The 13,648-nt window shown below is 53.5% G+C and carries 14 protein-coding genes; 11 read left to right on the top strand and 3 right to left on the bottom strand.

Annotated features, from left to right (window positions below):
• Positions 1-4 precede the first annotated feature (4 nt).
• From AC6CHM_RS02910 to AC6CHM_RS02900, 3 genes are all read right to left on the bottom strand, one after another.
• Positions 5-1,384: an aspartate aminotransferase family protein gene (locus tag AC6CHM_RS02910; protein WP_498171920.1), complete on the bottom strand. Its 1,380-nt coding sequence runs from the start codon at positions 1,382-1,384 to the stop codon at positions 5-7.
• A gap of 22 nt (positions 1,385-1,406) precedes the next feature.
• Positions 1,407-2,900, bottom strand: a complete 1,494-nt coding sequence (locus tag AC6CHM_RS02905; protein WP_498171918.1) for an NAD-dependent succinate-semialdehyde dehydrogenase — start codon at positions 2,898-2,900, stop codon at positions 1,407-1,409.
• 118 nt (positions 2,901-3,018) lie between these two features.
• Entirely contained in the window at positions 3,019-3,516 is a 498-nt protein-coding gene (locus AC6CHM_RS02900) for an Lrp/AsnC family transcriptional regulator (RefSeq protein WP_336440157.1), read from the bottom strand.
• Positions 3,517-3,600: 84 nt separating this feature from the next.
• Between AC6CHM_RS02900 and ehuR the strand changes: the two genes are divergently transcribed.
• The 11 genes from ehuR to AC6CHM_RS02845 all read left to right on the top strand — a co-directional run bounded on the left by ehuR (position 3,601) and on the right by AC6CHM_RS02845 (position 13,610).
• Positions 3,601-4,986: a MocR-like ectoine utilization transcription factor EhuR gene (gene ehuR, locus AC6CHM_RS02895; RefSeq protein ID WP_498171916.1), complete on the top strand. Its 1,386-nt coding sequence runs from the start codon at positions 3,601-3,603 to the stop codon at positions 4,984-4,986.
• A gap of 125 nt (positions 4,987-5,111) precedes the next feature.
• On the top strand, positions 5,112-5,909 hold the full coding sequence (gene ehuA / locus AC6CHM_RS02890) for an ectoine/hydroxyectoine ABC transporter ATP-binding protein EhuA (protein ID WP_115053131.1): 798 nt from the start codon (positions 5,112-5,114) through the stop codon (positions 5,907-5,909).
• A gap of 47 nt (positions 5,910-5,956) precedes the next feature.
• Complete coding sequence (gene ehuB / locus AC6CHM_RS02885; RefSeq protein ID WP_370878820.1) at positions 5,957-6,805, top strand: ectoine/hydroxyectoine ABC transporter substrate-binding protein EhuB; 849 nt, start codon at positions 5,957-5,959, stop codon at positions 6,803-6,805.
• Between the two features lie 72 nt (positions 6,806-6,877).
• Positions 6,878-7,537, top strand: a complete 660-nt coding sequence (gene ehuC, locus AC6CHM_RS02880) for an ectoine/hydroxyectoine ABC transporter permease subunit EhuC (protein ID WP_498171914.1) — start codon at positions 6,878-6,880, stop codon at positions 7,535-7,537.
• A gap of 9 nt (positions 7,538-7,546) precedes the next feature.
• On the top strand, positions 7,547-8,203 hold the full coding sequence (ehuD, locus tag AC6CHM_RS02875) for an ectoine/hydroxyectoine ABC transporter permease subunit EhuD (protein WP_115053133.1): 657 nt from the start codon (positions 7,547-7,549) through the stop codon (positions 8,201-8,203).
• Between the two features lie 11 nt (positions 8,204-8,214).
• Entirely contained in the window at positions 8,215-8,994 is a 780-nt protein-coding gene (gene eutA, locus AC6CHM_RS02870) for an ectoine utilization protein EutA (protein ID WP_498171912.1), read from the top strand.
• 2 nt (positions 8,995-8,996) lie between these two features.
• Complete coding sequence (gene eutB / locus AC6CHM_RS02865; RefSeq protein ID WP_440809008.1) at positions 8,997-10,001, top strand: hydroxyectoine utilization dehydratase EutB; 1,005 nt, start codon at positions 8,997-8,999, stop codon at positions 9,999-10,001.
• Positions 9,989-10,981, top strand: coding sequence for an ectoine utilization protein EutC (gene eutC, locus AC6CHM_RS02860; protein ID WP_498171911.1), 993 nt, complete (start codon positions 9,989-9,991; stop codon positions 10,979-10,981). Before eutB ends, eutC begins: the two co-directional genes overlap by 13 nt.
• A 34-nt stretch (positions 10,982-11,015) precedes the next feature.
• On the top strand, positions 11,016-12,197 hold the full coding sequence (gene doeA / locus AC6CHM_RS02855) for an ectoine hydrolase DoeA (protein WP_115053314.1): 1,182 nt from the start codon (positions 11,016-11,018) through the stop codon (positions 12,195-12,197).
• A gap of 7 nt (positions 12,198-12,204) precedes the next feature.
• Positions 12,205-13,209, top strand: a complete 1,005-nt coding sequence (gene doeB, locus AC6CHM_RS02850; RefSeq protein ID WP_498171910.1) for a N(2)-acetyl-L-2,4-diaminobutanoate deacetylase DoeB — start codon at positions 12,205-12,207, stop codon at positions 13,207-13,209.
• A 146-nt stretch (positions 13,210-13,355) separates the two neighbouring features.
• On the top strand, positions 13,356-13,610 hold the full coding sequence (locus AC6CHM_RS02845; RefSeq protein WP_008123031.1) for a GlsB/YeaQ/YmgE family stress response membrane protein: 255 nt from the start codon (positions 13,356-13,358) through the stop codon (positions 13,608-13,610).
• Positions 13,611-13,648 lie beyond the last annotated feature (38 nt).

The following is a 13,648-nucleotide window of genomic DNA, read 5'->3' as shown; positions in this document are numbered from 1 at the left end:
AACCTCAGAGCGTTTTTGCAATCGACTCGACCGCTTTGGCCGCGGCATTGACAACCGTATCAGCCTCGTCCCGGGTCAAACATAATGGTGGTGCAAAGCCCAGAATATCGCCTTGCGGCATGGCCCGCCCAAGCACGCCAAGTTCAGCCAGAGCTGCCGCAATGCGTGGTCCGACTTTCAATGCAGGGTCAAAAAATTTCCTATCGTCTTTGTCAGCAACAAATTCTACGGCGGCGAGCATCCCGTCACCGCGCACTTCACCGACGATGGCATTCTCTGCCAAGGCTTCAGTCAACTGCTTGCGGAAATAAGCACCGGTTTCACCGGCATTTGCCACAAGATCGAGCTTGTCGATAAGTTCGAGATTGGCGATACCAGCCGCGGTGCAGATCGGATGTGCTGAATAGGTCCAACCATGCCCGATTGCACCAAGCATATCGGATCCCTTGACCAGTACCTGCCAAACCTTGTCTGAAACGATGACGCCCGAGAGCGGTGCATATGCTGAGGTGAGCCCCTTCGCGATGGTGATCAGATCGGGCTTAATGCCATAATGATCCGATCCGAACATTGTACCCAAACGGCCAAATCCGGTAACCACTTCATCAGCTACGAGTAAAATGTCGTATTTGTTGAGTACGGCCTGAATTTTTTCCCAGTAACCTGCTGGCGGCGGGACAATGCCGCCTGTCCCAAGAATTGGCTCACCGATGAAGGCTGCGACTGTTTCCGGTCCTTCTGCAAGGATCATCTCTTCCAGCTTGTCGGCACAATGTTGCGAAAATTGCTCTTCGCTCATCGAACGATCTTCGCGGCGGAAGTAATAGGGTGCTTCCGTGTGGAGAATTGGCGCACGCGGCAGATCAAAGGCATTATGGAAAAGCTCAAGCCCTGTCATGCTGCCGGTCATGATTCCCGAGCCATGATAGCCACGCCAACGGGAAATGATTTTCTTCTTTTCAGGACGACCCAGAACATTGTTGTAGTACCAGATCAATTTGATGTTGGTTTCATTGGCGTCAGAGCCGGAAAGCCCGAAATAGACCCGGCTCATTCCTTCCGGCGCGCGATCAATGATCATCTTGGAAAGTGTTATTGATGCATCCGTGCCATGCCCGACATAGGCATGGTAATAAGCGAGCTCGTGAGCCTGTTTTGCAATGGCGTCGGCGATTTCGGTTCGGCCATAGCCAACATTGACGCAGTAAAGCCCCGCGAATGCATCAATACTGGTGCGACCGGTACTATCGGTAATATGAACGCCCTCACCGCTTTTGATAATACGCGTTGGTGTTTCACCGCGCGCATGAGCGCCCATATGAGTTGACGGGTGAAAGAAGTGGTCCCGATCCCAGGCGTTCAATTCGTTCGAGCGTTCAAGCATGGTACTATCCTGTTCTTCTAAATCAGTGAGTGTCGATGCAGAGATATTTTAGTTCTGTGAAAGCCTCGATTCCGTGCCGCGATCCTTCGCGCCCCAGCCCGGACTGTTTAATGCCCCCGAAGGGAATTGGCGCGCCGGTGATTTTCACCCGGTTTATCGCGACCATTCCATATTCGAGGCTACGGCCAAGACGCAGCATTCGCGCCCCATCCTTGGTCACGGCATAAGCAACCAAGCCATATTCTGTATCGTTGGCGCGCTGAACGACCTCTTCTTCCGTATCAAATACGGCAAGAGCCGCCACAGGGCCGAATGTCTCTTCGCGCATGATCAGTGCATCTTCTGGTACATTCAAAAGAAGCGTGGGCTCATAAAATAATGCACCGGCGTGATGGCGCTTGCCGCCGGCAGCGCATTTCGCGCCTCGTGCCACGGCATCCTCAACCTGCTCTTCAACCTTTTGAACGGCTCGTTCATGCATCAGTGGACCGATATCAACGCCCTCAGTCAGTCCCGGAGCGACCTTCAGCTTAGAAATCCGCCTGGCAAATGCTGCAGCAAAAGCCGCATGTATTGGGCGCTCAACGTAAATCCGGTTTGCAGCGAGACAATCCTGTCCCGAAGTGGCGAACTTTGCATCAATGGCGATGTCTACGGCGCGATCAATATCCGCATCGGCAAACACGATAAGCGGTGCATGACCGCCCAATTCCATCACGAGAGTTTTCATGGTTGGCGCACATTGCGCCGCGATAAGCCGGCCAATTTCTGTTGAACCAGTGAAGCTTAACGCCCGAACGCGCGGGTCTTCGCACATGCGTCCAACCACTGTTGCAGCGTCGCCTGTGACAATATTGAAAACGCCAGCAGGAATACCTGCACGATCAGCAAGCTCTGCCAGAGCAAGCGCCGAAAGCGGCGTTTCCGATGATGGATGCGCAACGACAGTACAACCAGCGGCCAAGGCGGCGGCTGCCTTTCGCGTCAGCATGGCTGATGGGAAGTTCCAGGGCGTAACAATCCCGACAACGCCAATTGCCTCGCGGCGAACAATCATCTCAGCGCCGGAAAGATGACTTGTTACATTCTCGGCGTTTAAGCGCTTGGCCTCTTCCGCATACCACTCGATAAAGGAGGCGGCATACTCGATTTCGCCGCGCGATTCACTGAGCGGCTTACCCTGCTCAAGGGTCATGATCAAAGCCAGATCATCCTTCGCAGCCAATATGAGTTCGTACCACTTCCGCAATCTTGCCGTTCGCTCTTGAGGGAGAAGCGCCCGCCAAGCCGGCCAAGCTCTCACGGCAGCATCAACGGCAATCGAAGTTTGATCCGCATTGAGCTTGGATACCCAGGCTATAGCAGCACCGGTCGCAGGGTCAGAAACTTCAAAGGTCTGTCCTGCGTCACCTGCAGTCCAATGGCCATCGACATAGGCCAATTCGCGCAGCATGCGCCGGTCGGTCAGGCGATCAAGTGCGGCATGGCGATCTGGTCGTGCAAAGTGAGCGGACATTCAACTCTCCCGGAATTGTTCGGTGCAAGGGTCGCACAAATCGGAAGAGAGACAGCCTATATGAGACGCCGGGTTAAGAGAGATTGTCTTTATTTCGTAACACTGAAAGAGAGATTGACTAGCTATTATCCGCGTCGGTCAACAACTCTGCCACAGGCAATACCGCGTCATCTTTGACGGTCTTTGTCACGATATAGGTAAAATACCGGTCTATGCCGATTTCGCGTTGCAAAAGGTCATCCACCAGTCGCTGATATGCATCGATATCGCGAGTCATGACTTTGAGAACGTAGTCGACGCCTCCTCCGACCGACCAACAGGCAACCACTTCTGGCAGCGTTTTGATTGCGCGTTCAAACCGTTCGAAATCCGCTTGTTTGTGCGCACCCAGAGTAACTTCCATGAGCACGGTCGTAATGGGCGCGATAAGCCGCAACGCGATACGGGCATGATACCCTGTAATGACACCTGCCTTTTCCAGGCGGCGCAGGCGTGTCCAGCAGGGTGTCGGAGATATTCCCACCCGTTCGGCCAGTGCAAGCTTGGTGATCCGGCCTTCCTGCTGGATTTCATCAAGGATGCGTATATCGATTGGATCTAGCTTGATTGAGGTCATGATACGCCCGTTGGATTCATGTTATAATCATGACGTTGTGATTTTTTGATTGTCAATTGCACTGACTTCGATCACTTATAAATCATGACATTGTGGCAACCAGATCCGACAAGCCTTCGCCGTCCAGCCTATCTATCGCTGGCAGAACAGATTGCACGTGCTATCGCTGATGGCAAACTGGAAGGTGGCGCCCGTCTGCCAACGCATCGACGAATGGCCGATGATTTGCGACTTTCGGTACAGACTGTCAGTCGCGCCTATGAAGAATTGATTCGCCGCAATTTGATTTCGGGTGAAACCGGGCGTGGTACATTCGTCTGTCAAAACAGCCGTGAGCCGGATCCTCCCTATCTGCCGGAACGACTTGGCGAGGTTATCGATCTGTCCATCTTGAAGCCCATATGCGAGCCAATGCATTTGGAGCGCATGAAAAAAGCCCTGGCGTGGCTGTCGGAAACCCTGCCTCCAAGTTCGGCTTTGTCATTCCGGCCAAATGTTGTTTTCCCACGCCACCGTACCATCGCAGTGGAATGGCTGCGCGCGTGCGGGCTGGAAGTGGCGCCTGCGAATATCAGTGTAACAAACGGTGCGACTGCTGCCATGACGGTCGCCTTGATGAGCGCAGCGCCACCCGGTTCAAAGGTGGCGACGGAAGGGATAGGGCATCACACATTGACGCCGCTAGCCTCCTATCTTGGCCTTACGCTTGAAGGCCTTGCCATCGATGATCAGGGCATTATTCCGGAATCGCTCGACGAATGCTGCAGGGTTACCGGTATCCAAGCAGTTTTCGTTCAGCCCTCGGTTATCAATCCGACCGGGACACTGATGGGCCTGGAGCGGCGAAATGCTCTGGTGGCTATTGCCCGCAAGCATGACATCGCGATCATCGAGAGTGATGTGCTGGGCCCGCTTGTCGAGCATCGTCCGCCTCCCATCGCATCAATTGCGCCAGAGCGAACGCTCTATTTCACCAGTTTCACCAAGATCGTCATACCCGGCCTGCGGATCGGCTATTTGGTGGCACCTGATCGGTATGTCGCTGCTGTTGCCAACAGGCATCTTGTTTCAAACTGGATGGCGACACCGATCGTTGCAGAAATTGCGAGCCGATGGGTATCGGACGGCACGGCCATGGAATTGGTCAACTGGCAGCGTGAGGCGCTGCGGGCCAGACATTCCGTTGCTGCCGAAGTCTTAAGCGGCATTCCTTTCTTGTCACATCCGCAAAGTCTGCACATCTGGTTACCTCTGACTGGCGAGCGGACTGAAGAAGCTTTTGTGGCGCATGCAAGGCTGCAAGGAGTTGCCATCGCACCCGGCGCGTCCTTCCGCATCTCAAATTATCCGTGGCATCCGGCGGTACGGATCTCGCTCGGCTCAACAACTGAGCAGGAGCTGCGGTCCGGACTTGGTGTTGTTGCCAATCTTCTTCGTGGCGACCTTGAACATCTGCTCCTTGCTATTTGACCAAACTGCCTGATTTTTCATCACGATCAGTTAAATTGTCATGATTTAATTTTAACAATTGACATGATTTCATAAGTCTCCCATCGTTAGCGCATGAGGTTGTCTCAACCAGAAGGGAGACACGCATGCCACCATCCGCAGCCGCACCAATCATCGAGATTGACGGCATCAGTAAAAGTTTTGGTGCGTTCAAAGTTTTGAACGACCTGTCATTCAGTGTAGCACCGGGCGAAAAGCTCGCTCTCATTGGACCATCGGGCTCGGGAAAGACTACGATCCTGCGCATCCTCATGACGCTTGAGGGAATAGATTCCGGAACGATCCGCGTTGCCGGCGACAATCTTTATCAGATGGAGCGTAACGGAAAGCTGCAACCAGCGGATGACGCGCATCTTCACAAAATGCGCGAAAAGATTGGCATGGTCTTTCAGTTGTTCAATCTGTTTCCGCACAAATGCGTGCTCGATAATGTGACGTTAGCGCCCATGCTGACAAAGGGCGTCGCGAAAAAAGATGCCGAGCAGCACGCAATGGAATTGCTGGACATGGTTGGGCTTGCGGATAAGGCGAAATCCATGCCGTCGCAACTCTCCGGTGGCCAAAAACAGCGCGTCGCAATTGCCCGTGCTTTGGCCCTCCAACCGAAGATCATGTTGTTTGACGAAGTTACATCTGCCCTCGATCCAGAACTCGTGGAGGAAGTGCTGAACGTGCTTTGGCGTCTGTGCCGCGAAACAGACATGACAATGCTTCTCGTTACCCACGAGATGGGTTTTGCCCATGATTTTGCTGATCGCGTTCTGTTCTTTGATCGCGGTCGAATTGTCGAGGATGGCAAGCCGGACGAAATTTTCAGACATCCGAAGCAGGAAAGAACACAGGCCTTCCTGAAAAAGATCATCGCCGCAGGTCACCGCATCTAACAGGCCCTCGGCGATCCTACAAAAAAGAAAACCAAGGAGTTGGGAACATGATGAAACTACAAACGATCAGTGCATTGTTGGGAGCCGCAGCATTGTCTGCTCTGGTTTCTTCAATGCCGGCAAAGGCTGACGAAGCGCTCGACAAGTTGAAAGCGCAAGGCTTTGCCCGCATTGCAATTGCAAATGAACCGCCATTCACGGCCGTTAAGGCCGATGGCAGCGTATCGGGTGCCGGTCCGGATGTTGCTCGTGCGGTGTTCAAAAAGCTCGGCGTCAACGATGTCGTTGCTTCAATTTCCGAGTATGGCGCCATGATCCCCGGTCTTCAGGCTGGCCGTCATGATGTTGTTACTGCTGGTCTTTTCATGAAGCCAGAACGCTGCAATGCAGTGTCCTATTCGGAACCGATCCTTTGTGACGCCGAGGCATTCCTCGTTAAAAAGGGCAATCCAAAAGGCTTCAAGAGCTATGCGGATATTGCCAAGGATGAGAAAGCTACAATCGGCGCGCCGGGCGGCGGTACGGAAGAGCGCCTGGCTCTTGAAGCAGGCGTACCACGTGAGCGCGTTATTGTTGTGCCGGACGGCCAGAGCGGTTTGAAAATGCTGCAGGACGGTCGCATCGATACATATTCCCTGCCCGTTCTTTCAATCAATGATCTGGTCAAAAAGGCAAATGATCCGAACATCGAAGTCATTGCGCCGGTACAGGGTGCTCCTGTTTATTGCGATGGCGCAGCTTTCCGCAAGGGCGACACTGCTCTGCGTGATGAGTTTGACAAGGTTCTTGCCGAGATGAAGACATCTGGCGAATTTGCCAAAATCATAGAGCCATATGGTTTCTCGGCAGCGGCAGCCATCTCGACCAATCGCGAAAAGCTTTGCGCCGCCAAATAAGGCCGCAAGCAATGCCGCTTCGCTTAAAGGTGAAGCGGCTCTTTCCTTTACTCTTACAAAGGTGGCGAAGCGATGGGCCAATGGGCCGGCTATCTGCAACTTATCCTCGACGGCGCAATCGTCACCATCCAGCTGACGCTGATGGGCTCAGTGCTGGCATTGGCAATGGCATTTCTCGCCGGGCTTGGGAGATTATCTCGCATCGCTCCCGTTCGCTGGCTTGCGACGGCCTATATTGAATTTTTTCGTGGCACGTCGATTTTCGTACAATTATTCTGGGCCTATTTTGTGCTGCCGCTCTTTGGCTTTTCGCTCACGCCGTTGCAGGCGGGCGTGCTTGCGCTGGGCCTGAATGTAGGCGCTTACGGCGCAGAAGTGGTTCGCGGAGCAGTCAAGTCCATTGGTAAAGAGCAATACGAGGCTTGTATCGCGCTCAATCTGACACGCTGGCAGGGCCTGCGCAAAATCATCCTGCCGCAGGCATTCGTCCTGATGCTTCCGACATTTGGTAATAATGCCATTGAGCTTTTAAAAGCTTCAGCTGTCGTATCGCTCATATCGCTTTCGGATATGACATTTCAGGCCCAAGTCGTACGTGCGCAAACCGGCAATACACTCGTCCCGTTTCTTACGATCCTTGTGCTGTACTTTCTTATCGCCAGCATCATCTCCCTCGCAATCCGTGGTCTCGAGCGTTACCTGACGCGCGGCCTAGACGGCATCAGGTCATAGGAGGCGAAAATGGAATGGGATTGGGCTTTCGTCGTTCAAATTCTTCCAACGCTGATCGAAGGCGTGAAAATTACCATTATTGCCACCCTGCTCGGGTCGGTCCTGGCCGCGATTGTTGGGCTTGTTATTGCCATTATACGCCGTTCCAGCAACCGGCTGATATCAATGCCAATGGGTTTTATTGCCGAGTTCATTCGCGGCACGCCATTGCTGGTGCAGCTCTACTTCATTTTCTACGTGTTGCCGGACCTCGGCGTTACGCTTTCGCCGCTCGTTGCAGGTGTCATCGGGCTCGGGCTGCATTACGGCACATACACGGCTGAAGTATACCGCGCTGGCATTGATAATGTGGCGCGCGGCCAATGGGAGGCGGCAAAGGCATGCAATCTTAGCCCTTTCCAGACATGGACCCAGATTATTATGCCGCAGGCATTGCCGCCAATGATCCCGGCTTTGGCTAACTATTTCATCGCCATGTTCAAGGAAACCCCGCTGCTTTCAGCGATCACGGTACTTGAGTTGATGAACCAGGCTCGCAGCATCGCCAACTACAATTACAGATATATTGAACCAATCACGATGGTTGGTGCGTTCTTCCTCGTCATTAGTGTCGTTTCTGTAATCGGGCTGCGTTGGCTGGAACGCCGATATGGCAAGATCGATTGAGGAGTACAAAGATGGACTCGATCCCGACTATTCGCCAGACGGACTTGCATCTTGATTTTGATGATCGGCCTTTATCAAAGCGCGTCGGCCTCCTCATTCTTGCCACCGATCACACGACCGAGCCGGACTTTCAGCGTATGGTGGCCAGCAGCAATATTGGCCTTTATACGTCACGCATTCCCTATGCCAATCCAACCACACCTGGAAATCTGCGGCGTATGCTTCGTCCGATGAGCGAAGGCGCATGGATGATCCTGCCCGACGAAGAGCTTGATGCAATCTGTTATTCCTGCACGTCAGCCTCTGTGGTCATTGGCGATGATGAAATTGAGCATGCCATTCGGCAGGCCAAACCGAACGTGCCTGTGGTTACGCCCACATTGGCCGCCGTTAAGGCATTGGAGGCGTTCGATGCGAAAAGGATCAGCATTCTTACGCCTTACACGCTAGAGACCAGCACTCCAATGGCGAGCTATTTCAGCGACAAGGGCTTTGAGATTGCGAATTTCAGCTGCTTTGGACTGGATGATGACCGGGAGATGGCAAGGATCAGCACAAAGTCATTGATCTTGGCTGCACGCGAAACAATCGCCAGCGATGCGGATGCCCTGTTCATATCTTGTACTGCCGTTCGCGCAGCAATTGTGGCGGCAGAAATCGAACAGGCGATTGGCAAGCCAGTTGTGACCAGTAATCTTGCAACCGCATGGGCAATTCTGCGTATATGCGGTGATCACTCGTTTAAGCCTGAACACGGCAGCCTGATGGCTCAGCCCATGGCAAGCTGGTGAAAATGGCTTCAAACCTCGTCAGCATAAACGATATTGAACGGGCGCATGATGCCATTGCGGCTAAAGTCGTGCGAACACCTACAGTTCAATCCGCATATCTTACTCAACAGCTGGGCGTCCCCGTCTGGCTGAAACTTGAACATCGGCAAACAACCGGTAGCTTCAAATTACGCGGCGCGACCAATGCATTGAGCCAGCTTTCCGAGGCTGAAAAGCGGCGCGGCGTTGTTGCTGCGTCAACAGGAAATCATGGCCGTGCACTTGCCTATGCTGCAAGGCTGGAAGGCATGCGAGCTGTTATCTGCATGTCCCGTCTCGTTCCCCAGAACAAGGTTGATGAAATTCGCCGCCTTGGTGCCGAGATACATATTGTCGGAAAATCGCAGGATGACGCTCAAGAGGAAGTCGAGCGCCTGGTTCTTCAAGACGGTTTGGTGATGGTGCCGCCTTTCGACAATGCACATGTCATTGCAGGACAAGGCACGCTCGGACTGGAGATGGCCGAAGACGTTCCAAATATTCACACGGTCTTTGTTCCTCTGTCAGGTGGCGGGCTGGCCTCCGGCGTTGCCTGTGCGATCAAGTCGAAGCAGCCGAATGCAAAAGTCATTGGTGTTTCCATGCAGAATGGCGCCGCTATGCACGCAAGTTTGAAAGCAGGCAGACCCGTGCTCGTTGAGGAAAGCGCTAGTCTGGCGGATTCGCTCGGTGGTGGTATCGGCCTCGATAATCGTTTCACCTTCGCAATGGCTCGTGACCTTCTTGACGATGTAATTTTACTGACCGAGCCGGAAATCGCAGCAGGCATGCGTCATGCCTATCAACATGAGCGCGAAGTGATAGAGGGTGCCGCTGCTGTCGGTATTGGCGCGTTGCTTTCAGGCAAAGTGCGCGCGGACGGGCCAATCATTGTCATTTTATCCGGGCGCAACGTCGATATGAATCAGCACAAGAGTGTCATCTGCGCTGATCAGTCCAGTGGAAGAGCAGAACAATGCCCCGCATGATCATTCTGACAGAAGCAGAACTACGCAAAATCATCTGGTTGAATCTTGACGCTGTCGCCTGCGTTGAAAACGCTTTTGAGGCACTCGCAACAAAAGCAGTGGCCATGCCATCTATTTTGCGCCTCGATATTCCCGAACATCGAGGCGAAGTTGATGTCAAAACCGCCTATGTGCCGGGCATTGATAGTTTTGCAATAAAGATCAGCCCCGGTTTCTTTGACAATCCAAAACTTGGTTTGCCGAGCGTCAATGGAATGATGGTTTTGCTGAGCAGTAAAACCGGGCTCGTAGAAGCATTGCTTCTCGATAATGGCTATTTGACCGATATTCGTACCGCCGCTGCCGGTGCAGTGGCAGCCAAGCATTTGTCGCGCCCCGATTCTACCGTCGCGACGATTTTCGGTGCGGGTGTGCAGGCACTGTTACAGTTAAAGGCGCTCACTCTCGTTCGGCCTATCGAGAAGGCATGTTTCTGGGCAAGAGATTACGCCAAGGCCGAACAGATTGCCGATAGCGCAAGCAAAGAATTTGGTTTTCCGGTTAAAGCGATTGCCGATCCGGAACATGCGACGGCTCTTGCAGACATTATTGTCACGACTACCCCCTCCTCCGATCCCCTTCTGCAAGCTGCCTGGCTACGTGCCGGGCAACACGTCACCGCCATGGGGTCAGACGCCGAACATAAGAACGAGCTGGCTCCCGACATCATAACTAAGGCTGATCTCTACATTGCTGACAGTCTCAAGCAGACCCGCATTTTGGGCGAACTGCATCACGCAATCAAAGCCGGCTTAGTAGGTCCAGACGCTGCATATGGTGAGCTCGGGGCAGTCATTGCCGGTTCCGCAAAAGGCCGCGCCTCATCGTCCCAAATCACATTGGCTGACCTGACGGGCACGGGCGTGCAGGACACAGCCATCGCCACGCTGGCACGGGAACGCGCAGCCCACGCAAATGCTGGAACCAGTTTCGAAAGTTGATAAGGGGCTTTTGCCCAAGCATGAGGAAATAGAAATGACCGGACCTAACCTGAAGTTTACGAGGCAGGAGTTTGCCGATCGATTGAAGAAGACACGCGCTGCAATGCAGGCACGCGGAATCGATCTTTTGATCTGCAGCGATCCATCCAATATGGCGTGGCTTACCGGATATGATGGCTGGTCGTTTTACGTTCATCAGGCTGTCCTTGTGCCGCCAGAAGGAGAGCCTGTCTGGTATGGTCGCGGGCAGGATGCGAATGGCGCCAAACGCACAGCCTATCTGAACAATGACAACATCATTGGTTATGCGGACCACTACGTTCAGTCAACAGAACGCCATCCCATGGACTTCCTGTCGCAAATTATTGAGGAGCGCGGTTGGGACAAGCTCACTATCGGCGTCGAGATGGATAATTACTGGTTTTCCGCCGCCGCCTATGGCTCGTTGCAAAAACATCTGCCCAAAGCCCGCTTTGTTGATGGGACGGCTTTGGTGAACTGGCAGCGCGCAGTCAAAAGTCCCACCGAAATTGATTATATGCGCAAGGCTGGGCGTATTGTCGAACTGATGCATCAACGTATCGTCGATAAGATCGAGCCCGGAATGCGTAAATGCGATCTGGTGGCAGAGATTTACGATGCTGGAATTCGTGGAACGCCAGAGTTTGGCGGCGACTATCCCGCCATCGTGCCTTTGCTTCCTTCCGGTGCGGATGCTTCCGCACCCCACCTCACCTGGGATGACAAGCCAATGAAGCTTGGCGAAGGGACATTCTTTGAGATTGCAGGTTGCTACAACCGTTATCACGTACCACTTTCCCGCACAGTGTTTCTCGGCAAGCCGACACAGGAGTTCCTGGATGCGGAAAAAGCCACGCTTGAAGGTATGGAGGCAGGTCTTGCGGCAGCGAAACCCGGTAATACATGCGAAGACATTGCCAACGGCTTCTTTGGTGTCTTGAAGAAATACGGCATCGTGAAAGACAATCGTACCGGCTATCCAATCGGGATTTCCTATCCACCGGATTGGGGCGAACGCACCATGAGCCTGCGTCCCGGCGATAAGACGGTGCTTGAACCGGGTATGACATTTCACTTCATGACCGGACTTTGGCTGGAGACGATGGGGCTTGAGATCACCGAGAGCATTTTGATCACCGATACCGGCGTTGAATGTCTCGCCAACTTCCCGCGCAAGCTTATCGTCAAAAACTGAGGCTACGATGCAGTTACAGACACTTCGGCCGTCACCTGTCACGCCCACCATTGATCTCGACAAGCAGGGTGTACAGCATGGTTTCTTGAGATTGCCTTATAGCCGCGACGACTCTGCGTGGGGATCTGTAATGATCCCTATAGCGGTTCTGCGTAATGGAGATGGACCGACGGCACTTCTAACGGGCGGCAATCACGGCGACGAGTATGAAGGTCCGATAGCCCTGTTCGATCTTGCCCGGACACTCGACATCAATACCATCAATGGCACCGTCATCATTGTGCCCGCGATGAACTATCCGGCATTTCAGGCTGGCACGCGGACATCGCCCATCGATAAAGGCAATATGAACCGAAGCTATCCCGGGAAGCCAGATGGCACGGTAACGCAGAAGATCGCCGACTACTTCACTCGGGAATTGCTCCCGCGTGCGGATGTGGTCCTGGATTTCCATTCAGGCGGCAAGACGCTTGATTTCGTGCCTTTCGCTGCGGCTCATATTCTGCCTGACAAGGTCCAGGAGGCCAAAGGCTTTGATGCGGTCAAAGCATTTTCCGCCCCATGGTCCATGCGGATGTTGGAGATCGATGCCGTCGGAATGTATGACACGACCGTGGAAGAAATGGGCAAGGTGTTTGTCACCACTGAACTTGGTGGTGGCGGTACGGCTCGCGCCGAAACGGTGGCGATAGCAAAGCGCGGCGCAGCAAATGTTCTTCGGCATGCGGGCATTTTGCACGGCGCAATTGAACATCGTGAGACCCGTTGGCTCGACATGCCATCTGGAAACTGCTTCTCATTTGCCGAGGATGCAGGCCTCATTGAAACCATGGTCGATCTTGGCGAAGCAGTTCAGGAAGGGCAATTGATTGCTCAAATCTATCCGATTGGCCGCACTGGTGCTGCTCCCGCGGAAATAAGGGCTAGGTTAACCGGCGTTCTTGCGGCTCGACACTTCCCAGGCTTGGTCAAACCGGGTGATTGTGTAGCTGTCGTTGGAACTGTTGACTAAGCAGCGGTTTTGGCTCGATCAAGTTTCGTTATCCAAAAGCACGGGCTCAGCGTAAACTTCGTCTTGATGATTCTCTTGCCGATTATGGATTGAGGAATCCAGGCCTGCGAACCATCGTGGTGAAACCGGTTATTGGAGAACTTGATATGGGCGGAGAAGGTCTTCTCGTATTTCTACTGGTTGGACTGATTGCTGGCTGGCTGGCCAGCATGCTGGTTCGCGGCGGTGGCTTTGGCCTCGTCGGCGACCTTGTCGTCGGCGTGATCGGCGCTTTTATTGCAGGGTTCTTGTTTCCAAGGCTCGGCATCTCGTTGGGTGCGGGCATAATCGGACAGATTATCGCTGCAGCAATTGGCGCGATTATCCTGCTTGTAATCATCCGCGCCGTTAAACGCGCCTGATTACTGTACCGTAAAAAAGGCCTCCGGATCGATCTGGT

This window comes from Phyllobacterium sp. GQ127, from assembly GCF_059758635.1.
The sequence above is the reverse complement of the archived record's forward strand: the minus strand, read 5'-3'. Positions and strand labels throughout refer to the sequence as shown.

Excerpts from the sequence above, each read along its gene's own strand:
- AC6CHM_RS02910 (WP_498171920.1), bottom strand. The coding sequence starts at position 1,384 with ATGCTTGAACGCTCGAACGAATTGAACGCCTGGGATCGGGACCACTTC.
- AC6CHM_RS02905 (WP_498171918.1), bottom strand. The coding sequence starts at position 2,900 with ATGTCCGCTCACTTTGCACGACCAGATCGCCATGCCGCACTTGATCGC.
- AC6CHM_RS02900 (WP_336440157.1), bottom strand. The coding sequence starts at position 3,516 with ATGACCTCAATCAAGCTAGATCCAATCGATATACGCATCCTTGATGAA.
- ehuR (WP_498171916.1), top strand. The coding sequence starts at position 3,601 with ATGACATTGTGGCAACCAGATCCGACAAGCCTTCGCCGTCCAGCCTAT.
- ehuA (WP_115053131.1), top strand. The coding sequence starts at position 5,112 with ATGCCACCATCCGCAGCCGCACCAATCATCGAGATTGACGGCATCAGT.
- ehuB (WP_370878820.1), top strand. The coding sequence starts at position 5,957 with ATGATGAAACTACAAACGATCAGTGCATTGTTGGGAGCCGCAGCATTG.
- ehuC (WP_498171914.1), top strand. The coding sequence starts at position 6,878 with ATGGGCCAATGGGCCGGCTATCTGCAACTTATCCTCGACGGCGCAATC.
- ehuD (WP_115053133.1), top strand. The coding sequence starts at position 7,547 with ATGGAATGGGATTGGGCTTTCGTCGTTCAAATTCTTCCAACGCTGATC.
- eutA (WP_498171912.1), top strand. The coding sequence starts at position 8,215 with ATGGACTCGATCCCGACTATTCGCCAGACGGACTTGCATCTTGATTTT.
- eutB (WP_440809008.1), top strand. The coding sequence starts at position 8,997 with ATGGCTTCAAACCTCGTCAGCATAAACGATATTGAACGGGCGCATGAT.
- eutC (WP_498171911.1), top strand. The coding sequence starts at position 9,989 with ATGCCCCGCATGATCATTCTGACAGAAGCAGAACTACGCAAAATCATC.
- doeA (WP_115053314.1), top strand. The coding sequence starts at position 11,016 with ATGACCGGACCTAACCTGAAGTTTACGAGGCAGGAGTTTGCCGATCGA.
- doeB (WP_498171910.1), top strand. The coding sequence starts at position 12,205 with ATGCAGTTACAGACACTTCGGCCGTCACCTGTCACGCCCACCATTGAT.
- AC6CHM_RS02845 (WP_008123031.1), top strand. The coding sequence starts at position 13,356 with ATGGGCGGAGAAGGTCTTCTCGTATTTCTACTGGTTGGACTGATTGCT.